Source organism: Actinomadura sp. 9N407, from assembly GCF_044326315.1.
GTDB lineage: Bacteria > Actinomycetota > Actinomycetes > Streptosporangiales > Streptosporangiaceae > Spirillospora.
The window spans coordinates 208,622-232,147 of record NZ_JBIRAW010000008.1 but is presented as its reverse complement, the minus strand read 5'-3'; the positions used below and the strand labels follow the sequence as shown (position 1 = coordinate 232,147).

Sequence of the window (23,526 nt, the reverse complement as noted above, 5' to 3'; positions counted from 1 at the left end):
CCTCCCCGGGTACGCGGGAGTCAGAGCGCCGTGACGGTGCTCGGGACCGGTGCGGCGAGGCGGCGGCAGGACTGGAACGCCGACCGCAGCCCCTCGCGGTCGATGATCTGCCGCAGCCGCGGCGGTACCCCGGCCAGCGACAGGCAGCCGCCCTCGGCGCTGGCCCGCCAGCGGATGCCGAGCAGGACGGGGAACGGATCGCAGCGGACCCGGATCCGGTCGTGCATCTTCAGCATCAGATGGTGCGTGTTCTTCTCGATCATCGAGGTGAGCGCCTCGCCGAGCTGGCTGGTCGTGATCTCGTCCAGTACGCCGGCGACCTGGACCAGCAGATGGTCGTCGTCGGGGACCGGCGCCGTCGTGATCGTTAATTCGGCGTCCGGCAGATAGAGCGACAGCCGGGTGTCCTCCGGGTACAGCGCCCGGATCGCGTCGAGCACATGCGTGCCGTCGGCCGCGGCTCGGCGGCGGTGCGGCCGGGCCGGCGGCGGTACGGTCGCGGACTCGATGTGCGGGTACAGCGGCACCAGCCGGGCGAGCCCGGTGACATGCAGCGCGTGCCGGGTGCGCAGGGCCAGCGTCGGCACCACGATCCGCAGCGTACGGCCGAGCAGGTTCGCCCTGGTCTGGGTACGGGCCAGCAGGACGAGGCCCGCCGCGTCCAGCAGGACGGTGTCACTGAAGTCGACCACCAGCCCCGACCGGCCGCGTCCCGACTCCGTGGTCAACGCCTCGCACAGGGCCTCCCGGATCGCCGCGTAGTTGTGCCACCCCGTTTCCGGTGGCAGCGTGAGCACGGCGAAGCCTTGAACGGTCCTGGTCCGCAGACCTTGCACGGAAGTCTTTTTCATCGGTCATTTCTCTTGTCGACGCGGATACGGCCATGGCATCGGCTCCCTGGAGCCGGGACGAGAGGGGGACGGAACGCGCGCGAGATGTCGGCGGGGGCGTCCGCCCGGCCGGCGCGCCGGGACTCTTTCCAGCCGGACTCTTGGTGCCCGGACTCTTGGCACCCGAGCGCTTGGCGCCCGAGCGCTTGGCACCCGAGTTCTTGGCACCCATGGCCATTCCGGTGAGGCGGGACAGCGCGAGACCTTCTATCGTCTCCGCTTCCGGCCGGATTCCGAGATGGACGCAGCAGCTCCAGATATCCTCTATGCAGCGGCGCACGGTCTCGACGGGCATCTCGGCGAAGTCGGCGTGCAGGCCCGCCACCAGGACCTCGCGCGTTCCCCCGACCGGCACCGGCATTGCCTGATGCTGCACTGCCTCACGGTCCACTGCCCCCTCCGATCACATTCGAGCCGGATCACTCGAGCCGGATCGCGACACTCTGGCCGGATCCCTCGAGCCGAATCACACATCGGGCTCCCGTCCTCCGGGGCGTCGAAGGCGCCGGAGGAACCTTGAACTTTGAAAGGACCTACCCGAACCGGGCAAGGAAAAGAGCGTGCCGATGAAAAAGACGACCATACTTGTGTCGTCGCTCGGCAATTCCACCGTTATGGCGGTTGACGCGGGACGGGCGGGCACGGTTGGCGGAGCGAACGGCGGGGTAACGCGGCGCGCCGCGTTCGACCGTTCCGGGCTCCGCCGTTCCCTGAACCGCTATCTGGCCGAACGCCCCGGACGGGTGTCGGTGGCGGTACGCGACCTGGCCACCGGACTCTCGTACGCGCACGGCACGAAGCTGCGGCCGGGGACGGCCAGCATCGTCAAGGTGCAGATCGTCATGGCGCTGCTGCTCCAGGCGCGGCGCGAGGAGCGCATGCTCACCTCGGACGAGCGGGACCTGGCCGAACGGGCGATCGTGGTCAGCGACAACGACGCGGCCACCGCGCTCTGGCGCGCGATCGGCGGCGGCGCGGGGCTGGCCGAGGCCGGGAGAAGGCTCGGGTTGAAGCACACCGAGCCCGGCCAGGGGACGGCCTGGGGTGCGACCACGACCAGCGCCACCGACCAAGTACGACTCCTGGCGGCGCTCACTTCGGCGGGCGGCCCGCTCAGCTCGCGCGACCGCCACCACGTCCTCGGCCTGATGCGGAACGTGGTGCCTGAGCAGGCCTGGGGAGTGAGCGCCGCCGCCGGTGACGGTGCCGAGGTCGCGCTGAAGAACGGCTGGCTCCCGCGCGTCGCGGACGGCGGCGCCTGGACGGTCAACAGCATCGGACGCATCCACGACGGCGGCCACGACTACCTGATCGCCGTCGTGTCCGACCACCACGCCTCGATGGCCGAAGGGGTGGAGGCGGTCGAGCATGCCGGCGCGACCGTGGTCAGCGCTCTAGCGCGCGCCGGCGATGACGCCGGCACGCGCTGATGCCGGCGCTCACCCCGCCGACTCGGCCGATTCGGCCGCCGCGATGACCAGGCGGGCCAGCGTGGCGCGCTTCAGCTCCGCGTACGCCGCGTCCAGGTCCAGCGCCTTGGACTCGATCAGGTACTGGTGGACGATGCCGCGCAGCGAGCCGAGCAGCCAGATCGCCAGGCCCTCGGGGTCCACGTCCGGCTGGATCAGTCCGGCCTTCTGGCCCGACTCCACGTGGATCGCGATCCGCTCGCGCAGCCGCCGGTGCAGGGCGGCGAAGTCCGAGCGGATCGCCGAGGACGGGCCGACGGCCTCGTACAGCAGCGCGTCGTAGAGCGCGAAGAAGGTGGGGTCCTCCTCTAACGCCTGGCGGTGGGCCTGCAACGCGGCGTCCACCGCCTCCTCGATGCTGCCGCCGCGCGCCTCCAGGTGCGGTAGGAACGTTCCCTCTTCCCACTCGTCCTTGAGGATCTCGACGATGGCCGACAGCAGCCCGTCCTTGGAGCCGAAGTGCAGCGTCACGGCTCCGCGGCTCTGCCCGACGCGGGCCCCGATCTCGGCCACGGTCGTGCTCTGATACCCCTTGGTGGCGAACAGCTCGACGGCGGCTTCCAGCAGTCGCCGATGGGTCGTCGCCGAACGTTCCGCCTGCGTAGGCACCGTACTCTCCCTTTGGGCACGCGATATGGCGGAGTTCTCCGTCCAGCCCAGATTACGGCGGCCGGGGCCCTCCGTCAGGGTTCTTCGGGCAGCGCGGCCCGTAGTCGCCGTACGCGGCGGTACAGGGCCGGGATCTCGTCGAACCGGCCCGCCGCGAGCTTGACCCGTACGAGGACGTGGAGGGCGATGTCCTGCGACGCCTCCGTACCGGCGCGGCGCGCGACCTCAAGGCATTCGGCGGCCCACCGCACCGCGCGTTCGTGGTCGCCCGACTCGCTGGACACCAGGCCGAGGACGCGCAGGCACGTGAACGCGGCGTGGTGGTCGTCGTTGTCACGGGCCAGTGCGAGGCCGCGTTCGGCGTCGCGGCGGGCGGGTTCGGGGTCGCCGAGTATCTGGGCGCTGTACGCGCGCAAGGCGAGGGCACGGGCGAGGTCCTCGGCGTACGGTTCGGGCTCCAGCACCTCGATGCACGCGTCGAGCAGGGGGACGGCCTCGGCCGGCCTGCCGCGATCGGCGGCGAGGACCGTACCGGCGCGGAGCCGGGCGTGGGCGGCGACGCGGGCGTCGCCCTGCCGGTCGGCGGCGGCGATCACCGTCCGCCACAGATGCTCGGCCTCGTCGTGCCGGCGGCGCAGGCGCAGGGAGGCGGCCATCCGCAGGACCAGCCCGGTGGCCAGCCTGAACCGGCCGCCCGCGCAGGCGGTCTCGACGGCGGTACGGAGGTTGGCCGTCTCGCTGTCCAGCCAGGCGCCCGGATCGGGCTCGATCAGCCGGGCGATCAGGTCGTCGCCGATGACGACCCGCGGCTCGAAGCGGGCCGGTGCCGGGAAGTACGGGTCGCGCGGGACGCGGGCGTCGGCGGCGTCGACCAGTTCCAGCCAGCCGAGCGTCAGGCGTTCCAGGGCCGGCTCGCGCTCCGGGTCGCCGGCGAGGCGTTCGGCGGCGAACTCGCGCAGCAGGTCGTGCAGCCGGTAGCGGGGCTGGCCGGCCCGGTCGATCCCGGCCGTGGTCAGCAGGGACCGGTCCGCGAGGCCGTCGACCACCTCGGCGGCGGCGGGATCGCCGAGCAGCACCTCGATGACCCACGGCGCGACGTCGTGCGGGCCGGTCAGCGCGAGCATCCGGAACGTCCGGCGCGCCGGTTCGTCGAGCGAGTCGTACGCGTCCGCGATGTGGGCGCGCACGCCGGTGAGGTGGTCCAGCCTGCGGCCCTCGCCGAGGAGCAGCTTCGCCAGATGGGCCGGCGGCCAGGAGGGGCGGGCCGCGAGCCGCGCGCCCGCGATCCGTACGGCCAGCGGGAAGCCGTCGCAGGCGGCGACGATGCGGTCCACGGCGGCGCGGTCGGACGCGATCCGGTCCCGGCCGATGATCCTGGTGAGCATCCGGACGGCGTCCGGCGGCGGCAGCCGTTCGAGATCGACCAGATGGGCGCCGTCCAGGCTCGGCGAGCGGATCCGGCTGGTGACGATGACCGCGCAGCCGGGGGCGCCGGGCAGCAGCGGCCTGATCTGCTCCGGGCTCGCCGCGTCGTCGGCCACGACCAGGACGCGCCGGCCGGCGAGGCGCGAGCGGAACATCGCGGACCGTTCCGCCAGCGTGTCGGGAATGTCGGACGGAGCCGCCCCAATTGCGCGCAGCACCTCGTCGAGCACCACGGCGGGGTCGCGCGGGCTGGCGGTGGCACCGGCGAGCTGGAGGTAGAGCTGGCCGTCGGGGAACGAGGCCGCCGCGGTGTGTGCGACGTGTACGGCGAGGGCGGTCTTGCCCAGGCCGGGCGCGCCGGTGATGGAGACGATGGGCGGCGCCGGCGCGGAAGGTGCCAGCGACAGCACCCGGCGGAGCCGCTCGCACTCGTCCTCGCGGCCGGTGAAGTCGCGGATGTCGGGCGGGAGCTGGCGCGCCAGCGGCATCGCGACCGCCGCCACTTGGCTCGTACGGAACGCCAGGCCGGGGTCATCGGCCTTGATTCGATGCCATATCCGCAGCAGTTCGGGGCCGGGTTCCGCACCGGTCTCCCTGACCAGCACGTCCTGTGCTTCTCCGTAGGTCCGCAACGCCTCCGCTTTGTGTCCTGAACGGTAGAGGGCGAGCAGCAATCGGGACCAGAAGTGCTCGTTCAGTGGCTCTTCGGCCAGCCAGGAACGCAGTTCGGGAAGCAATTCGCGATGCCGTCCCGATTCGAGCCGCGCCTCGGCGAGTTCCTCGCGGGCCAGGCGCCGTTCTGCGAGTAGCGCGGTGGTGATGCCGGACATCGCCAGCGTCTTGGGCAGATCCTCCAGGGGTGGATCCCGCCATCGGGCGAGCGCGCGCTCGTAGAGACCGGCGGCGAGCGGCGCCTCGCCGCGTTCGGCCGCTCCGCGTGCCCGTACCGCCAGTGCGCGGAATTCCCGCAGGTCGAGCGAGTCTCCGTCATGCAGGCGCAGCTGATAGCCGCCGTGCCCCGGCGGCAGCCGCGCCGTGGTCAGCAGCCGCCGCACCTCGCTGAGCCCGGTCTTGAGCGCGCCGGACTTGAGGCCCGCGTCCTGGTCCCAGAGCAGCTCCTCCAGCTCGGCGGAGGTGAGCGGGCGGTCCGCCTTGAGCACCAGGACGCAGATCGCCGAGCGCAGCAGCGGCTGCGAGACCGTGATCGGCTCCCCGCCGTCGGAACGCACGATCAGCCGGCCGAGAAGGTGGAATTCCATGACCTCTCAAACGGGAGCCGGGGAACGAGTGGAGTGCCACGGTAATGGAGAATGCACCCGGAACAGCAGGCCTATTTCGGCCGCACGCCAGGGCGATCAAAGCGATGCAAGGACTTTGACGCACCGACCGCGCCGCGCTGACCGTGCCGCACTGACCTTTGGCTGACCTTCTCTCCCTAGAGTGCGCGGGCAGCAGCGCAGTCACCGGAACGGGGACGGGATGACATCCACGCACGAGACCTTCAACACGCTCGTCCGCTCCCCCGCCACCGCCAGCCCCGCGCGCGTCTCCGACTACCTGCTCGGCGGCAAGGACAACTACGCCGCCGACCGCGACCTGGTGGACGAGCTGCTGCGGGTCCTACCGCATCTGGACACGGCCGCCCGGGAGGGCCGGGCGTTCCTGTACCGGGCGGTCGGCACGCTCGCCCGGCGCGGGATCCGGCAGTTCCTCGACATCGGCTGCGGCCTGCCCGGCGGCGAGAACGTCCACCGGATCGCGTCGGGACAGGATCCGGGCTGCCGGGTCGTGTACGTCGACCACGATCCGATCGTGCTGGCGCACGCGCGGGCGCTGCTGGCCGCGTGCGGCGATGTCGCCGCCGTCCACGCCGACCTGCGGGACCCGGCCGGGCTGCTGGCCGGCGTGGACGCGTGCGGGCTGATCGACCGGGACCGTCCGGTGGCGGTGCTGCTGACCTCGGTCCTGCACTTCCTCACCGCCGCCGACCGCCCGTACGAGGCCGTCGCGGAACTGCGCGCGGCGCTCGCTCCCGGCAGCGCCCTGGTGATCTCGCACGCGACCGCCGACTTCGCCCCCGAGACGCTGGCCGAGGCCGCCCGGATCTACAGCGCCGGCTGCTCCGCGCCGCTCGTGCTGCGCGACCGGGCCGGGATCATGCCGTTCTTCGGCGACCTCACCCCGGCCGGCCCGGGCCTGGCACCCCTCTCGCTCTGGCGCCCGAACGGCGGTGCCTGGCCACCGGGCCCCTCCCTCATGTACGCCGGCATCGGCCTGCAGAAGCAGCACTCTCCCCACTGACCCGCCGCCCTCCCGGGGTTGGCAGGGAAAAGAGTGGGTGTTATTTTTTTGCGATGGGACGCGTCGCCGGAGTCAGCTCGCAGGTCGTCCGGGAGCGGCTGCTCGCCGCGGCCGCCGAGGTCTTCCACGAGCGCGGGTACGAGGGCGCGAGCACCGGCGAGATCGCGCGCCGGGCCGGGCTGTCGGTGGGCGCCATCTACTCCAACTACGGCACCAAGGCCGAACTGCTCGGGCACGCGATCGCGGCGCACATCCCGGTCCAGCTCGCCGAGCTGTTCGCGGCCGGTTCCCCCGGCACCGCGCTGGACCTGCTGACCCGGCTCGCCGAGGCGCTGCCCGGCCGCTCCTCGCGGCAGGGCGCGATGCTGATCGAGTCGTTCGCGGCGGCCCGCCGCGATCCCGCCGTGGCCAAGATGATCACGGCCGGGATCCGGCACCGCCGGGGCGGCCTGCGCGAGGCGGTCGAGCGCGCCCAGCACGACGGCCTGGCCCGTTCCGACCTCGACGCCGAGGCGCTGGCGCACCTGTGCATGACCGTCGTGCTCGGCTCGTTGGTCATGAACGGTCTCGAGCTGCCCGGCCCCGACCCGGCCGCCTGGGCCGCGGTCGTCGACCACCTCATCGCCTCCGTGGCCCCCCACACGACCTCGCACGACCCAGAAGGGTGACGCTATGGCTACCAGGGAGACCTTCCGTACCGACCGCGCGGCGCGTACCAAACGCATCGAGCGGCTGAACACCGCCTCCGTACGCCGGGTGATCGAACCCGACGTCGAGGTCACCGGCGACTTCGGTCCGGGCCAGATCGTTCCGGACGAGCTGCTGTCGACCGCCCGGCTCGGGCTGCGGCTCACGCCCGAGCAGAGGGCCCGGCTGTCCCGCGAGGAGGTCGCCTCGATGCTGCGGCTCGGCATCACGCTGGAGGCGGTCCTGATGGCCGGGTTCGCGTTCCGGCTGGCCCTCGCGCCCGGCGTGACCGACCCGCGCTTCACCTACGCGCTGCACGAGATCGGCGAGGAGACCCGGCACTCGCGGCTGTTCGCCCGCGCGGTCGGCCAGCTGGAGCCGCGCCAGCACAACCCGATCGACGACCGGATCGCGCGCCGGATCCGCGGCCGCGTGCTGCCGCACCTGCTCCGCAGGCCCGCGTTCCTGGACACCCTCGTGCTGGGCGGCGAGGAGGTCCCCGACCTGCTGCAGAAGCTGATGGCCGAGCATCCCGAGACCGACGACTACCTGCGCCGGATCAGCGTCTACCACCGGCAGGAGGAGGCGCGGCATCTCGCGTACGCCCGCACGACCGTGGCCGAGCACTACCGCGCGGCCGGGCGCAGCGACCGGCTGGCCGTCCGGTGGCTCGCTCCCGGCGCGATCGCCCTCTTCTTCGACATGATGGTGCAGCCGCTGGTCTACCGGACGGTCGGGCTGCCCGCGTTCAAGACCTGGAAGGCCGTCCGCCGCGACCCGCGACGGACGGAGCTGCGCCGCCAGGCGTGCCGTGCCGTGCTCAAGGCGCTGCTGGACTCGGGCGTCTTCCGCCCCGGCAAGGTGCCGTACGCGTGGCGCCGGGTCTGCGGCGTCGACGCCGCGGGCAGGCCTCTCTGATCTGAAGCGGCCGGGCGCATTGTGCTCTTTTCGGTCCTGTACGTCCCTCGATCCTGTACTTCTCGAAATCCTGCTGCCATGACACCGTCCTTTACGGCAGGGTTTATACGTATTGATACAGCTCAGTACAGCGCCGGACCGGTGCCCACCGGTCAGGTACACGGGGACTACGGGCGGGAGGCGTCTTCGGTGCGTCATGGCTTCAGTGTTGATCTTCGGGGGATCATCGACCTGCTCGGGCGGCATCTGTATCCGAGCCCGCGCGCCTACCTGAGGGAACTGCTGCAGAACGCCGTGGACGCGCTCAGCGCGCGGACGCCGGACGACCCGCGCATCGTGATCCAGCCGCCGTCGGTGACCGGGGACGGGACGCTGCGGGTCCTGGACAACGGGATCGGGCTCACCGAGGCGCAGGTCCACGAACTGCTCGCCACCATCGGGCGCTCGTCCAAGCGGGACGAGCTGGGCTTCTCCCGGCAGGAGTTCCTCGGCCAGTTCGGCATCGGGCTGCTGTCGTGCTTCCTGGTCGCCGACGAGGTCGAGGTCGTGACACGCAGTGCTGTCAGCCACGGGGCCGGCGACCACGGGGCCGGCGGCGGCGCGGAGACGGTGCGTTGGACGGGGTACGCCGACGGCCACTACACGGTCGAGCCCGCCGAGGCGCGGCACGAGCCGGGCACGACGGTGATCCTGCGGCCCCGGCGCGGATCGGAGCACTGGCTGTCGGACGGCACCGTCACGCAGCTGGCCGGGCACTTCGGCTCGCTGCTGCCGTACCCGGTACGGGTCGGCGACCGGCTGGTGACCGAGGGCCCGCCGCCCTGGCAGGCCGAGCACATCGATCCGCGCGCCCGGCGGGAGGCGCTGCTGCGGTACGCCGAGGACACGCTGGAGTTCCGGCCGTTCGACGTCATCGAACTGAACGTTCCGGCCGCCGGGCTGACCGGGGCGGCGTTCGTACTGCCGACGCCGCTGCCCGCGAGCGCGCGCTCGACGCACCGGGTCTACCTCAAGCGGATGCTGCTCGGCGAGCGGGTCGAGGGGCTGCTGCCGGACTGGGCGTTCTTCGCGCGCTGCGTGGTGGACGCGAGCGAGCTGCGGCCGACCGCCGACCGCGAGCAGCTGTACGCCGACGACCTGCTGGAGGAGACCCGCGAGGCGCTCGGGGCGCAGTTGCGGGCGTGGCTGGTCCGGCTGTCGTCGACCGCGCCGGCCCGGCTGCACCGGTTCCTGTCCGTCCACCAGCTCGGGGTCAAGGCGCTGGCCGTGCACGACGTCGAGATGCTGCGGCTGGTCGACCGGTGGCTGCCGATGGAGACCAGCGACGGCGAGATGACGCTGGCGGAGTTCCGGCGCCGCCACGGCACGATCCGGTACGCGCCGGGCGTCGACGAGTTCCGGCAGTTCGCGGGGGTCGCGGCGGCGCAGGGGGTCGGCCTGGTCAACGCCGGTTACGCCTACAACGCGGAGATCCTCAACCGGCTGCCGCTGCTCGATCCGGCGATCGAGGTGGCGCGGCTGGATCCGGCCGAGCTGGCCACCCACATGGACCTGCTCGACCCGTCCACCGAGCCCGTGATCCAGCGGTTCCTGGAGCAAGCCCGGCGCGCGCTGGAACGGCTCGGCTGCGAGCCGGTGGTGCGGGCGTTCGAGCCCGTCACGCTGCCCGCGCTGTACCTGGAGGGCCGCGAGGCCGTACGGCAGGCGGAACGGCACGCCGCGATGGACTCGGCCGAGGGCGCGTGGGCCGACATGCTCGACGGCCTCGCGGAGGTCACTCCCGCGGAAACGGCGGAGGAGAAACCAGCCGGGCCGACACTGCCGCAGCTGATCCTCAACCACAACAGCCCGCTGGTCCGCCGCGTCGTGACCCTCACCGACCCGCTGCTCGTACGGATGATCGTGGAGGCGATGTACGGACACGCGCTCCTGCAGGGGCACCATCCGATGCGCCCGGCCGACACCGCCGCGCTCAACCGCTCGTTCCTCGGCCTCGTCGAATGGGCCGTGCACAACGTGGACGAGGAGACCGGCCTGTGAGCACGAGAAGCCCGGCCGAGCTGCGCGAACTGCTCTCCGAAGCCGAGGAGATGCCCGAGGGCGAGGCCCAGGTGAGCGCCGTCCAGGACATCGTCCGGTGGGCGGAAGCGGCGAGCCTGCTCGACATCGAGATCGAGGCCCGGCTGGTCCTGGTGGACGCGAAGATGGCCATCGCGCAGGACACCGAGGACGTCAACGGTGTCATCACCGCGTTCACCCGCATCGTCGCCCACTACAGCGCCCGACCGGACGTGTTCGACGACGACATGCTGGACGCGCTCTGGCGGCAGTTCGCGTCGCAGGGGATCGTGCTGAGCCTGATGGTCGAGTACCCGCTGCGCCTGGTCCGCGGCGTGTGCGACGACATGGAACGGCGCTGCCGTCCCGACCGCGACGACCTGCACACCGTCCACACGATCCGGCTGCTGCTCGCGGACGTGACCGCCGACCGGGAGGCCGGCGACCGCGCCCTCGCCGGACTGCGCCACCGGGAGGCGGCCGACTACGGCTGCGCGGCCTGCCTGGCCACATTCCAGGTCCGGTTCCTCGCCGGTACGGGACGGGACGCGGAGGCCATCGCCGCGGCGGATCCGATCCTCACCGGGGAACTCCCCTGCGATACCGAGATCCAGCCCGCCGACGTCCTGCACATCCTGCAGAACTGCTACCTGCGTACCGGCGAGGTCGAGGAGGCACGTGCCGCGCACCGGCGCGCCTACCGGGGGCTCGACCACGACGACGAGGCCGATCTCGCGCGGCATCTGACGTTCTGCGTGCTGTCGGGCAACACCGAGCGCGCGCTGTCGATCGTCAAGCGGGACCTGCCGATGTTCGAGGGCACCCCGACCGTCCTGTACGAGCTGGAGCTGTCGGCGGCGGCCGCGATGGTGTTCGGCGCGCTCGTGGACGAGGGGCGCGGCGACGAGGTGCTGTTCTGGCCCGCCGATCCGGACTACCCGGAGGAGGTGGACGAGGAGTGGACGTTCGCGGAGCTGGCCGAGGAGTTCGCCCGCGATGCCCTTGAGCTGGCCGGACGGTACGACGAGCGGCACGGCACCACCCGCACGGGCGACCGCGTGCGCGCGACCATCGCGAGCCGAGCGATCGTCGAGCACCTCCCGCTGTCGGCCGTGGCCGCCCGCCGCAAGGAGATCGAGCAGATCGCAGGGACCGGCTCCGTCATCGGCGAGCCCGGCTCGGCGACTCCTCATGGGGAGGACCCGCTCAAGGTGGCGCTCCAGTACGCGCAACGCGGCACCGAGCTGCTGAGCTCGGGCGATGCGGGCCAGGCGATCGGTGAGTTCATCGAGGCCGCGGCCCGGCTCACGGCGCTGGGCGAGAAGCGGCTGGCCGCCCACGCCCGCGTGGACCTGGCGACGTCGTACGTGAGCGTGGGCCGGGCCCTGGACGCCGCCGAATGCGCCGAGGAGGCACGGCCCGACATCGGCGCCGACGACGACGCCGCGTACACCGGCATGCAGGCCCGCTGGGTACTGGTCTGCGCCTATCCGGACCTGGACCAGCCGGACGACGCGCTGGCGATGCTGGACGAGATGGCCGAGCGGACGGACGAGGAGGACGTCCTGGCCAAGCTGGACAAGAAGGCGGGCGCGATCCTCACCGCCGTGGACCGCGACACCGAGGCCGCCGAGCGGTACACGGCGGCGGCCGGCCGGTACGCCGCGATCGGGGAGGCCCACGCGCAGGCCGTCAGTGCAGAGGCCGTCGACACAGAGGCCGTCAACACAGAGGTCGTCGACAGAGTGGCCGTCAGAACGGACGCGTTCTACGAGGCGGCGGTCTGCCTCCGGCAGGCGGCGCTCGCCCATTCCTGGGCGGGCGATCTCGACACGGCGCTGGTCATGGCGGACCGTTCCGGCCGGGTGGCGGAACGGTTCCCGGAGGGCGAGGAGCGCGCTGTCTGGGAGGCCGCCGTCCTCCGGTACGAGCGGGCCCGGATCCTGGCCACCCATGACCGCACGGCCGAGGCCGTCGCCGAGGCGACGCGTGCCGCCGAGGCCTTCCGGGCCACCGCGGATGTGGCCTTCGTGACGCGATGCGAGCTGATGGCCGGGCAACTGCTGTACGACCTGGACGATCTCGGCGGGGCGGAGGAGGCCGCAGGCCGCGCCCTCGCCGCGCCCGCCGCCGAGCCGGACGAGGACGGCGAGCACCGTCGCAACGCCGCCGAACGCGAGCGGGTCGGGGACCTCCTCGCCGATATCCGCCGGGAGCGCGGGGCCTGACCAGCGGCGTCCGCGCAGGCGTCCGTACAGGCGTCCACACGGGCGTCCGGACGGCCGTCCGGGCGGTACGTGACGCCCGCCCTGACCACCGAAACACAACGGTGCTGAAATGCACGTGCACGCCATTTCGGCTCTGCCGGGAATCGCCCTTTTCAGTGCGGCTTCCGGTGCGGCCAGAACCGGCCGCGGCCGGTTCTCGCGGCGCCCGCACGGCACCGAATCAGTGACACTGGAACCCATGGGGCGGAACCGATCCCCCGCGAGGCGGCGCGGGGCTCCCGAGGCCCATCCACGCGGCCTCGCTTCCCGGGAGTTCCGATTCTCCCACCTTCACCGATCTCCCACCCCGTGCCTTCCCCTCATCCGGCCCCCGTTCCCGGCCCTGGCGGCCGGGGCCGTTTCGACGTCGGGAGACAGCCATGGCGACCCCCACGCCAGGTCAGGTGGGCAGGACCAATCCGCCGCTGCCCGCCGGCACCGAGGTGTGGATCCCGTCGATCGGCGACACCGTGATCGCCGGCGCGGAGATCAGTCCCGGCGGGTACGTCTACTACCGCTGCACGGGCGTCAAGGACCTCGTCAGCGGCATGACGGTCTACCGGCGCCGCGCGATCGTCCCGGCCCCGCCCGCCGACCCGGTGCCGCCGTCGATGAGCGCCGGGCGGGTCGCCCCCGGCCGGGACGTCGCGCACGCCGTCCACGCCGACGCGTCCGCGCCCGAGACCACCCAGCACGCCGAGATGCGGACGCCGGCGTTCCTGCGCCACCGGCGGGAGCGCTCCCGCGAGCGGGTCTTCGGCCTGGACGTGTCCAACCATCCGACCGTCACGCCGCCGCTGTTCTCCCGCGACCACCGGTTCACCGATCTGGCCCGGCTGATCGTCAACGGCTACGGCGTCAACGAGGACGGGCTGAGCTTCCAGGTCACCGTGCTGTCCAACCTGGAGCACGTCGCCGTACCGCACGACCTGATCCTGGTGACGCTGGACGGGCCCGGGGGCCGGCGGCTGGACACCGTCATCGTGCTCACCCCGCCGCCCGACCAGAACGTCTGCACGTTCTCGGCCTCCTACACCTGGAACCAGCTCGCCAAGCTGCTCGGCATGCGGCGGCCCGCGGGGATGCCGTCGCGCGAGGCCGTACTGGAGGTGCTCCCCCAGGCCGGGCTCACCGCCGAATGGTGGGACAACAGGTACGGGCGCAACGAGCCCCGCCACTACAGCGGCGGCATGGACCAGAAGAACGGCTCCGGCCGGATCGATCTGCGTCCCCTCACACCGGAGGACCTGAAGGACTCCGAGACCGTCGCGAAGGGCGGGTGGCACGCCGGCGAGCCGCTGCGCGACCACCGCCCGGTCTACCAGGCGTACAAGGACGTGCTGCAGCCCGGGATGGAGATGGCCACCTCGCTGGAGGCGGAGTCGGAGTTCCTGATCTCCGGTGAGCAGCACGTCTCGGTGGTGTCCTCCCTGCGGGCTCTGTTCACCCGGCCCGGCGAGCTGAAGGCCCTCGGCGTCGAGCTGATGTCGGCCGAGCACATCAGGCGGTGCACCGACACGTACTACGACGTCCCCGCGCTCAGCCTGCTGCGCTGCGCCGTCGTGCTGCGCCGCCGGCAGGTGAACACCGACGAGGCCGGCTCGTTCCACCTGCACGTCAAGGGCCGCTCGGTGGCCAAGGCGTACCCGCCCGGCGAGCGGATCCGGCTGCTGTCGCGCGTCCACCTGCGGGAGGGCGCCGATCCCGAGCGGCTCGGCGAGTTCCTGGCCGACGACCGCGCCGACAACGCCTTCGCCCGCGTTCTGGCCGACGCGCTCGGCAGGCACCGGGGCGACCTGGCCGAGCCCAAGGGCTGGGCGGGCCTCGGCCCCCGGCTGGTGATCACCGCGCAGCGGGTCAGGTACTCGTTCGAGCTGGCGCACGCGACGACGGTCGACCTGTGCGCCGACTCGGCGACGGGCACCGACCCGCTGACGGGACGGTCCCGGACGATCCACACCGTCTCGTTCACGCTCGGCCATCCGGGGTTCTTCGCCCGCGACACCGTCGCTCCCGCGCCGCCGCACCGTTCCCCGGCGGGGCCCGCGATCCAGGTGGCGCACGAGATCCAGGTCCCGGCGGCGGTCGGCACCGGCCTCGCGACCGGCACGCCGGCCGTGGCGGAGCCGCCCGTTCCCGACCGCCGCGTCCTGGTGACGCGGCCGTACCACGTCCCCACCGACCTGGACGATCCCGCGCTGTTCAACGCGCCCGACTATCTCCAGTACCAGGAGTTGCGCTACCGGATGCTGCACTACCTGTTCGGGTACGCGTCCAAGGACCTGGCGCCCGGTGGCAACAAGGCCCAGACGCTGGCCCGGCTGCTCGAGATGATCTGAGCGCTGGATCGACAGCGCTGGCTGACAGCGCTGGATCGACCTGGCGCTCAGCGCGCGCCGTAGAGCTTGATGAGGCCCCGGTGGTCGCCCTTGCCCAGCGTGGCGGCACGGTCGTCGCACGGGCGGACGAAGGGGCTCATCGACAGGTTCTCGTGCCGGGTGCCCTCGATGTGCTGCAGCCCGAGGGCGTGCAGCATCTCGTGCGTGGTCACCGAGACCGCCTCGTACCGGCCGGACGGGCAGCCGGGGATCGGCTGGGGCCCGCCACGGCGCGGAACGCGGGGCGTCCACCAGCGCTTCCCGCGCGTCTGGAGCGCCAGGTCGCTCTCCTGCGTCGTGCCGCCGACGTGCCAGAGGCAGGTGACCGCCAGCGCGTCGGCCTCCATGCTCGACAGGTCGGTCCAGCCGAAGGAGTTGGTCCCGTCGCGGTCCCCGCAGTCACCGGCGCCGCCGATGTTCGGCCGGGCGCCCGTCGTGCCCGCGTACCGCTGCCGGATGTCGGGCTTGGGACGGAAGCTCTTGGATCCGCCGACGCAGTCGGTACGGCCGCCGACGGCACCGGACACGCCGCGCCTGACCGCCTTGGCGGCGCGCCGCGCGCCCAGCCCGCTGTCCTTCACGGTGCCCCGGTGGTAGTGCCAGGAGATCGCCGTCCCGCGGCGCCACTTGCTCGTGCCGAGCTTGTACGCCTTGTCGGAGCAGCCACCGGACGTCGTGCGCACCTCGCGCGGGCGCCCGCCGGGAAGCGCGATCCTGTTCTCGGTGATGGTGGCCGTCCGCGCCTCCGCGTCGACCCTGATCTCCAGGTCCGAGGCCTCGTGCCGGTGCAGCATGTGCGCGACCACCGAGCCGCCGTCGCGCGGCACGACCGCGGCCACTCCGTTCACTCCCTTGATCAGCTTTCCGCGCAGATCGCATTCGCGCAGATCCACCACCGGTGGCAGCGCGCCGGCCCGCAGGCCGGGCCCGGAACCGCACCAGTCGGGCGGCCGGTCCGCCCTCACGGCCGGGGTCACCGGAAACGCCAGCGCGATCGCGAGCACGGCGGCCGCCGACCCTGTCCTGAATTTCTGAGACCTCACATTGCATGACTTCACATGGCATTTCTGAGCATGCCGCCTGGTCGATAAAACCATCGATCATCAAATGTTCGGTGCCTGTATCGAATAGTCGCTCTATTTCCGATATGCCGGAGTGGCCGGGCTTTTCCGGAAAAGGGGAAGGACCCCGCCGGACGGCGGGGCCCTTCCACGGTCGGTTCTACGTCACTCGCCCTCGGACTCGTTCTGCTCGACTTCGGTGGAGCCGTTGTAGCAGTCGTCCATCTCGACCGGCGAGATGATCGGGATGATCGGGAGCTGGCAGATCTGGATCCCGAGGCCCTGTTCGTTCTTGACCTCCTGGTTCTCGACCTCGTCGCCGCCGTGGGCCAGAGCGGGGGTCGCGCCCAGCAGCGCCCCTCCGACGGCCATGGCCAGCACGCCCGTCGCGGCCAGTCGCTTCATCATGTTGCCCTCCTGAGCTCATGTGCACAGAGTTTTCGAAAGCTCTGCGGATACGCGATTCCGCAGTGCTTCGTTAGAGGTAACACAGATACCGCGGCCGTCGCACAGGCCATCGGGCACGAATCGGCGAACTTGATCTGATCATTACATCGAGATTGCGCCTGGCAGAGGTTCGGCCGCTTCATCCCGATCTAAATGCCGGTGGGCCGGTGCGGCGCACGGTCATACGCATTGCGGGGAGGCCAGTACATGGTCACCTGCGGCCGAGTGTCCCGCCCTCGGCGAAAAAGAGCGCGGCGTTCCCCATCCCAACCCCCATGTCCCGCGTTTCCGGTACCCATGTCCGTGTTTCCAGGAGCCATGTCCGCGTTTCCGACACACGGTGCATCTCAAGAGCACGTTGACCTTTGTTAAAGGCATGGGACCGGGGCGGCGCCGCCCTGCACCTCTTGCCGTGGAGTGGGAACAGACTCGCCTTGAATCCGCAGACCGGGCAGCCGCTAAGCCCTCTTCGAAAGGACGGCCGAGATGGGCTCACAGGGGCTGAGCGTCCCCTCGATCGGCGCGGACACCCAACGGCCGGATCCGGACGCCGGCGCGGACATCGGTGAGGCGGGCCTGGTCCCCCTCACCGTCGGCACGGCACCGTTCGATGTCCGGGCGGCACGCCCCCGCATCCGGACGGCCCTGTATCCGCTCGCGCTCGTCACCGCCGACGGACTCTCCATGTCCGCCGCGGTGGCGGTCGCGACCGCCACCGAAGCCGGACTGCCGCTGACGGTGGCGGCGGGCGCGGCGGTGACCGGGCTCAACGCCGCCGGCGGGCTCTACCGGCGCCGGCTGTCCTCCTCGCTGCTCGACGACACGCCCGCGCTCGCCGCCCGTGCGGCGGCGGTCGCGGCCCTCGCCGCGGCCCTGTCGCCCTCGTCCGGGGCCGCGGAGGCCCTGGCCACCTCGCCGGGAACGCTGCGCGAGCTGATCGCCACCTGGTTCTGGATCGTCATCCTGTACGCCCTGCTCGCCGGGCCCGCGCGCGCCGCCGCCGCCACCGGCCGCCGGCTCGCCCGGCGCGGGCCGGGTACCGCCCGGCCCGCCGTCATCGTCGGTACGGGCCCCACCGCCGAGCACGTGACCGGCGTGCTGCGGCGGCGCCGGGAGTTCGGGCTCGTGCCGGTCGGCCAGATCCTGTCCGGGAGCCAGGACGACCGCCCGCTGCCCGGGTTGCCGGTCCTCGGCCGGCCGGTGGAGCTGCGGCAGGCCGTGCTCGGCCTCGCGTCCAGGACGGACACCGACGGGTCCACCGTCGTGATCGTCATGGACGACGTCCGGCGCCCTGACCTGGACACGCTGGTCCGGGCCTGCTCCGTGCTGCCGTGCGAGACCCTGCTCGTCCTGTCGACGCTGGACCTGCTCACGGGGACGGGCCCGGGCTCGCGGGTGGAGTACCTGGCGGGCCTGCCGTGCCTGCGCCTCGGCTCCCGTACGGGCGAGCGCCTGGCCCGGACCGCCAAACGCGCGTTCGACCTGGCCGCCGCCACCGCCGCGCTCACGCTCGCATGGCCGGTGCTGCTCGCGTGCGCGCTCGCCGTACGGCTGGAGGGCGGCCCGGGCGTACTGTTCCGGCAGCGCCGGGTCGGCGCCGGCGGCCGCCAGTTCGTGCTGCTGAAGTTCCGCTCGCTGCGCCCCGCCGACGACCACGAGGCCGACACGCGCTGGTCGGTGAACGGGGACGCCCGGATGGGGCCGGTCGGCCGGTTCCTCCGGGAGACCTCGCTGGACGAGCTGCCGCAGCTGTGGAACGTCGTCCGCGGCGACATGAGCCTGGTCGGCCCGCGCCCCGAGCGCCCGCACTTCGTCCGGCTGTTCTCCGAGTCCTGTCCCGGGTACGCGCTGCGGCACCGGGTCCCGGCCGGGATGACCGGCTGGGCGCAGGTCAACGGGCTGCGCGGGGACACCTCGATCGAACTTCGGGCCAAGTACGACAACCGCTACATCGACACGTGGTCGTTCGGTACCGATCTGAAGATCCTGCTGATGACCGTCCGGGCCGTGCTGACGAGGAACGACCCGTGACCGACCGGCCCGGGGTCGCCCGACCCCTGATCGACCGGCCCCTGATCGACCGGCCCGAGAACGCCCGGCCCGAGAACGCCCGGCCCCTGATCGGGGCCCTGGTCCGGCGCCCCGGCTGGCTGGTGGCGGCCGCCGCGCTCGCGATCTGCCTTCCGTCGCCCCCGCAGGCCGGAGCCGGGAGCGGCGACGCGGCCGTGGCGATCACACCCGCCGATGTCGCGAGCGCCGTGCTGGTGGCGGCCGCCGCCGTCCTGGTCGTCACCGGCAAGGCGGCGCCACCGCCGCGCACCCTGCTCGCCTTCGGTCCCGCCGCCGCCGCGCTCGGCCTCGCCACGCTGTGCTCGCAGGACATCGACGCGAGCCTGACGGGCTTCGTACGGGTGGCGCAGCTCTTCGTGCTCGTCCCGGTGGCCGTCACCGCCATCGTGCGGGACCGCACGGACGCCCTGCTCGTGGCGGGTGCCGTCGTGGTCGCCGGGCTGTTCCAGGCGGCCTACGGCATCTGGCAGGTCTTCACCGGGACCGGCGCGTCCTTCGCGGGCGAGAACGTCCGGGCGGTCGGCACGTTCGGCGCCGGAGACGTGATGGCGCTGTCGGTCGTCACCGGCTTCGGCCTCATCATCACGCTGGCGTTCGTGCTGGCCTCGGCGCGCCGCTGGGTACGCCCGCTCGCGCTGGCGGCCATGGCCGTACTGGCCCTGGCCCTCGTACTCGCGCTGAGCCGGGGCAGCTGGATCGCCATCGCCGCCGCCGCGGGCCTGGTGCTGGTCGCCTTCGACCGCCGGGTGGCATGGCGTACGGCTGTGGCCGGCGTCGCGCTGCTGGTCGTCACGGTCGGCGGCCTCGGCATCGGAACGGAGACGCTGACCGCCCGGGCCCAGTCGATGGCGCGGATCACGGAATCTCCCGACCAGTCGGTGATCGACCGCTACAGCCTGTGGACGGCGGCGTCCGGCATCTGGCAGGACCACCCGCTCACCGGCGTGGGCGTCAAGAACTTCCCCGCGTACCGCGACTCGTACGCGCCCATCGACCTGTCGGCGGCGGGCGAGACCGCCGACCCCGTCCACGGCTACAAGCGCCAGCCGCTGCTGTCGCCGCACAGCCAGTACCTGCTCGTCCTGTCCGAGCAGGGGCTGGTGGGGTTCGCCGGGCTGCTGGCCCTGTTCGGCACGCTGCTGTACGGGCTGTGGACGCGCCGCGACCCTCGCGACCCGCTGTGGCTGGCCTCGGCCGGCTTCCTGGCCGCTCTGCTGACCAACTTCGTCTACGCCGACATGAGCGGTCCGAGCAGCGTGCTGGTGGCGATCCTGATCGGCCTGGTCGCCGCACGTTCCCTCGGGGGCTCCCCTGCCGGGACGCGTTCCCGTGGTGAGGCGCGATGACCGCCGTCCAGACCGAGGCCGTCCGGCGCCACGAGGGCTCGATCCGGCGCGCGACGCTGCTGACCGGGCTGCTCGTCGCCGGCGGCACCCTGCTGGGCTTCCTGCGCGATCTGGTCATGGCGCACCGGTTCGGCGCGAGCAGCGGCACCGACGCGTTCCTGGTCGCCTGGACGATCCCCGAGACGGTCTCGCCGCTGCTGATCGAGGACGCCATGGCACTGCTCATGGTCCCGATCGTCACCCGGCTGCTGCGCGAACCCGACGGCGTGCGCCCCTTGGTGACCACCGTGCTCCCCCGCCTGGTCACCGCGCTGTCGGCGGCCACGATCGTCCTCATCCTGGCCGCGCCGCTGGTCGTCGGCGTGCTCGCGCCCGGCCTGGACGACCCGGGTCCCGCGGCGCGCTGCGTGCGGCTGACCGCGCTGACCGTCCTCGCGTTCGGCATCGCCGGGTTCATGAGCGCGACGCTGCGGGCCCACCACCACTTCGGGCCGCCCGCCGCCATCTACCTCGCGTACAACGTCGGCATCCTGGCGATGATCGCGGCGCTCGCCGCACCGCTGGGGATCACCAGCGCGGCGCTCGGCGTGGCCTGCGGCGGGCTGCTCATGATCGTGGTGCAGGCACCCGCGTTCGTGCGCTGCCTGCGCTCGGGCCCCGGGCCCGCCGCCCCGCCCGGGGTGTCGGAGGGCCCGGACGGAGTGGCGGACCGGGGCACGCTGACCGCGCTCACGCTGGCCGCCGCGGCGCCCATCGTGATCTACACGCTGACCCGGCAGTCGCAGGTCTTCATCGAGCGCTTCCTCGGCTCCGGTCTCGCGGCCGGCTCGATCTCCCATCTCAACTACGCCCAGAAGGTGGGCCAGGTCCCGATGGTGGCCTCCCTGCTGCTGGTCACGGTGACGTTCCCGCGACTCGCGCGGGCGTCGGCGGGCGGGGACCTGGACGAGATGCGCCGGCGGCTCGAGACCGATCTGGTGATCGTCAGCGCGGTGGTGCTGTGGGCGACGGCGTGCCTGACCGCGTTCGCGCCGCTCATCGTGGAACTGCTGTTCCAGCACGGGCGGTTCACCGAGGCCGACGGCTCCAGGACGGCGCTCGTCCTGCGCGTCTACGTCCTGGGCGTGTGGGGCCAGGCGATGATGGGCGTGACCGCTCGCGCCTTCTTCGCCGGCAGCCGCCCGGTCTGGCATCCCGTCCGCGCCATGGCGGCCGGGCTCGCCGTCACCGCCGTGGCCGGGAGCACCCTGGTCGCGCTCGCCGGTACCACCGCGCTCGCCGCCGCCAACGCCGCCGGCATCACCGTCGCCGCGCTGCTGCTCCTGGCCGCCATGCGCAAGTACGTCGCGCCGGTGTCGCTGCGCGCGGTCGGCGGCGACCTCGGAACGCTCCTGACGGCCGCGGGCCTGGCCTGCCTCGCGGGCCTGGCCGTCACCGGTACGGGCCTTCCGGCGTTCCCGCGCCTGCTCGCGGGCCTGACCGTGGTCACCGCCGTGTACGCCGTGGCGCTCCTGCTGGCCGCGCACGGCCGTACGCGCGCCACGGGACCGCTCAGCCCGCTCGTCCGCGTCAACCGCATCCGTCACAAGGAAGTGCCGTGAACCAGCCCGAGCAACCAGAACACCAATCGCCAGAACACGGGCCGCCAGAACACGTCCAGTCAGAACACGGGCAGCCGGAACGCCCGGAGGCGACCCGGGAGCCGGTGCGTCCCGTCGGCCCGGGGCATCCGGAGAACCCGCGGCATCCGATCATCGCGATGCCGATGGTGCTGATGTACCACTCGGTCGATCACTACGACGAGGACCCGCACCTGGTGACGGTCACGCCGGAGCGCTTCGAGCAGCAACTGCGCTGGCTGCACACCCGCGGGCTGCGCGGCGTGAGCATGGCAGAGCTGCTGCGGGCGCACGCGCGGGGCGGCACGCGGGGCCTGGTCGGCCTCACCTTCGACGACGGTTACGCCGACTTCGCCACGCGGGCCGTACCGGCGCTGGTGCGGTACGGGTTCACCGCGACGGTCTTCGTGGTCACCGAGCACATCGGTGCGTACAACCAGTGGGACACCGGCCCGCCCAAGGCCCTGATGACGCAGGACCAGATCCGCGCCGTGGCGGACTTCGGGATGGAGGTCGCCTCCCATGGCGTACGGCACGTGTCCCTGCCGGAGGCGCCCGTCGAGGAGGTACGCGACGAACTCCAGGCGAGCCGGTTCGTTCTGGAGGAGATCGTGCAGCGGCCGGTGGGCGGGTTCGCCTATCCCTATGGCAACGCCGGCCCGCGCGATATGGCGGAGGTCAGGGCCGCCGGTTACGACTACGCCTGCGCGATCCGTCCCACTGAGGCGAGCCGCTTCGCGCTGGCCCGGACGTACGTCGGTGAGCGCGACCGGAACCTGCGGCTGCGCGCGAAGGTGGTCCGGCACGAGCTGCAGTGGCTGGTACGCGTATGACCGGTACGCGGGTCCTGCACATCATCACCGGCCTGGCGCACGGCGGTGCCGAACGGCAGCTGGCCCTGCTGCTGCGCCATCTCCCGGTCGAGTCCGAGGTCGCGGTGCTCACCCGCGCCGGTGCGCTCGGGGAGAGCATCAGGGCCTTGGGCGTCCCGGTCCATGAGATCGGGATGTGCGGCAACCGCGACTTCGCCGCCTTGCCGCGTCTCGTACGGCTGATCCGTCGTGGCCGGTACGACGTCGTCCACACGCACCTGTACCGCGCGTGCGTCTACGGGCGGGTGGCCGCGCGCATGGCCGGAGTGACGCACATCGTCGCCACCGAACATTCCTTGGGCGACGGCCACATAGAAGGGCGCCGTACGACATCCGGTGTCCGGATGCTCTACCGGGCGACCGAACGCCTCGGCACGGCCACCGTCGCCGTCTCCCCTACCGTCGCCCGGCGTCTGCGTGGGTGGGGCGTACCACCGGACCGTCTGGTCACGATTCCTAACAGCATCGACCCTTCGGCGTACGTCTTCGATGCCGTTCAGCGTGCGGCGACACGCGAGCGCCTGGGCATCGGAACGGACGCGTTCGTCATCGGCACCGTCGGACGGCTCGTCCCCACCAAACGGCTCGACCTGCTCATCAACGCGTTCGCCCGTGCGGATACCCGTACAGAGAACAGAGCGACGCTCCTCATCGTGGGCGAGGGCCCTAGCCGTCCCGCGCTGGAGGACCTCGCCTGGAGCAGCGGAGGACGCATCGTCTTCGCGGGTGACACGGCCGATGTGGCGGGGGCTCTCGCGGCGATGGATCTGTTCGCGGCTCCCTCGACCCAGGAGACGTTCGGGCTGAGCGTTCTGGAGGCATTGGCGTCCGGGCTGCCCGTCCTCTACACGGCCTGTCCCGCACTGGACGACCTGCCCGCACCGTCGTCCGCGCTACAGGCGCGGCGGCTGCCCACCCGGGTGGCGGCATGGGCAGCGGCCCTTGCCGAGCACTCGCGTTCCGGTTCGCAGGTGCGTCACGTCCCGCCGCCGGCGGTCGACCACTACGCCGTTGACGCACACGCCGAACGGCTCACCGCCCTCTACCAAGACGGTCCGGCAGCGGTCCTGCCCGTCCGTCCCGACCTGTCGCGTACCTCGTTCTGAAGG

General features: G+C 72.3%; 17 protein-coding genes. 12 read left to right on the top strand and 5 right to left on the bottom strand.

Features of this window, described 5'->3' with window-relative positions:
* Positions 1 to 20: 20 nt before the first annotated feature.
* Complete coding sequence (locus ACH34Q_RS15365) at positions 21 to 851, bottom strand: STAS domain-containing protein (RefSeq protein ID WP_395983588.1); 831 nt, start codon at positions 849 to 851, stop codon at positions 21 to 23.
* A gap of 653 nt (positions 852 to 1,504) precedes the next feature.
* Between ACH34Q_RS15365 and ACH34Q_RS15360 the strand changes: the two genes are divergently transcribed.
* Positions 1,505 to 2,320 (top strand): serine hydrolase, encoded by an 816-nt coding sequence (locus tag ACH34Q_RS15360; RefSeq protein ID WP_395983587.1) that lies wholly within the window; start codon positions 1,505 to 1,507, stop codon positions 2,318 to 2,320.
* 9 nt (positions 2,321 to 2,329) lie between these two features.
* Here the strand turns inward: ACH34Q_RS15360 and ACH34Q_RS15355 are convergent, their stop codons facing one another.
* The gene (locus ACH34Q_RS15355) at positions 2,330 to 2,968 is read right to left on the bottom strand and encodes a TetR family transcriptional regulator (protein WP_395983586.1); all 639 of its coding nucleotides are present in this window, start codon (positions 2,966 to 2,968) and stop codon (positions 2,330 to 2,332) included.
* Between the two features lie 74 nt (positions 2,969 to 3,042).
* Complete coding sequence (locus ACH34Q_RS15350; RefSeq protein WP_395983585.1) at positions 3,043 to 5,652, bottom strand: BTAD domain-containing putative transcriptional regulator; 2,610 nt, start codon at positions 5,650 to 5,652, stop codon at positions 3,043 to 3,045.
* A 220-nt stretch (positions 5,653 to 5,872) separates the two neighbouring features.
* Between ACH34Q_RS15350 and ACH34Q_RS15345 the strand changes: the two genes are divergently transcribed.
* The 6 genes from ACH34Q_RS15345 (at position 5,873) to ACH34Q_RS15320 (ending at position 14,963) form a co-directional block, all read left to right on the top strand.
* Entirely contained in the window at positions 5,873 to 6,694 is an 822-nt protein-coding gene (locus ACH34Q_RS15345; RefSeq protein WP_395983584.1) for an SAM-dependent methyltransferase, read from the top strand.
* 53 nt (positions 6,695 to 6,747) lie between these two features.
* Positions 6,748 to 7,362 (top strand): TetR/AcrR family transcriptional regulator, encoded by a 615-nt coding sequence (locus tag ACH34Q_RS15340; RefSeq protein WP_395983583.1) that lies wholly within the window; start codon positions 6,748 to 6,750, stop codon positions 7,360 to 7,362.
* A 4-nt stretch (positions 7,363 to 7,366) separates the two neighbouring features.
* Positions 7,367 to 8,299, top strand: coding sequence for a diiron oxygenase (locus tag ACH34Q_RS15335; RefSeq protein ID WP_395983582.1), 933 nt, complete (start codon positions 7,367 to 7,369; stop codon positions 8,297 to 8,299).
* 189 nt (positions 8,300 to 8,488) lie between these two features.
* Positions 8,489 to 10,339 carry an HSP90 family protein gene (locus ACH34Q_RS15330; protein ID WP_395983581.1) on the top strand — a complete coding sequence of 617 codons (1,851 nt, stop codon included), beginning with the start codon at positions 8,489 to 8,491 and terminating at the stop codon, positions 10,337 to 10,339.
* Positions 10,336 to 12,585: a hypothetical protein gene (locus ACH34Q_RS15325; RefSeq protein WP_395983580.1), complete on the top strand. Its 2,250-nt coding sequence runs from the start codon at positions 10,336 to 10,338 to the stop codon at positions 12,583 to 12,585. The genes ACH34Q_RS15330 and ACH34Q_RS15325 overlap by 4 nt, the downstream gene beginning before the upstream one ends.
* Before the next feature lie 419 nt (positions 12,586 to 13,004).
* A complete protein-coding gene (locus tag ACH34Q_RS15320; RefSeq protein ID WP_395983579.1) occupies positions 13,005 to 14,963 on the top strand; it encodes a hypothetical protein in 1,959 nt (652 codons plus the stop codon).
* Between the two features lie 47 nt (positions 14,964 to 15,010).
* Here the strand turns inward: ACH34Q_RS15320 and ACH34Q_RS15315 are convergent, their stop codons facing one another.
* Together ACH34Q_RS15315 and ACH34Q_RS15310 are read right to left on the bottom strand one after the other, a co-directional pair.
* Positions 15,011 to 16,006, bottom strand: coding sequence for a matrixin family metalloprotease (locus ACH34Q_RS15315; RefSeq protein ID WP_395983578.1), 996 nt, complete (start codon positions 16,004 to 16,006; stop codon positions 15,011 to 15,013).
* 222 nt (positions 16,007 to 16,228) lie between these two features.
* Positions 16,229 to 16,471 carry a hypothetical protein gene (locus ACH34Q_RS15310; protein WP_395983577.1) on the bottom strand — a complete coding sequence of 81 codons (243 nt, stop codon included), beginning with the start codon at positions 16,469 to 16,471 and terminating at the stop codon, positions 16,229 to 16,231.
* 525 nt (positions 16,472 to 16,996) lie between these two features.
* On the opposite strand from ACH34Q_RS15310, the gene ACH34Q_RS15305 reads away from it, so the two are divergent.
* The 5 genes from ACH34Q_RS15305 (at position 16,997) to ACH34Q_RS15285 (ending at position 23,523) form a co-directional block, all read left to right on the top strand.
* Positions 16,997 to 18,541, top strand: coding sequence for an exopolysaccharide biosynthesis polyprenyl glycosylphosphotransferase (locus ACH34Q_RS15305; RefSeq protein ID WP_395983576.1), 1,545 nt, complete (start codon positions 16,997 to 16,999; stop codon positions 18,539 to 18,541).
* Positions 18,538 to 19,926, top strand: coding sequence for an O-antigen ligase family protein (locus ACH34Q_RS15300; RefSeq protein WP_395983574.1), 1,389 nt, complete (start codon positions 18,538 to 18,540; stop codon positions 19,924 to 19,926). Before ACH34Q_RS15305 ends, ACH34Q_RS15300 begins: the two co-directional genes overlap by 4 nt.
* The gene (gene murJ, locus ACH34Q_RS15295; protein ID WP_395983572.1) at positions 19,923 to 21,527 is read left to right on the top strand and encodes a murein biosynthesis integral membrane protein MurJ; all 1,605 of its coding nucleotides are present in this window, start codon (positions 19,923 to 19,925) and stop codon (positions 21,525 to 21,527) included. Before ACH34Q_RS15300 ends, murJ begins: the two co-directional genes overlap by 4 nt.
* 104 nt (positions 21,528 to 21,631) lie before the next feature.
* Positions 21,632 to 22,378, top strand: a complete 747-nt coding sequence (locus ACH34Q_RS15290) for a polysaccharide deacetylase family protein (protein ID WP_395983571.1) — start codon at positions 21,632 to 21,634, stop codon at positions 22,376 to 22,378.
* Positions 22,375 to 23,523: a glycosyltransferase gene (locus tag ACH34Q_RS15285; protein WP_395983570.1), complete on the top strand. Its 1,149-nt coding sequence runs from the start codon at positions 22,375 to 22,377 to the stop codon at positions 23,521 to 23,523. The genes ACH34Q_RS15290 and ACH34Q_RS15285 overlap by 4 nt, the downstream gene beginning before the upstream one ends.
* The last annotated feature ends 3 nt before the right edge of the window (positions 23,524 to 23,526 follow it).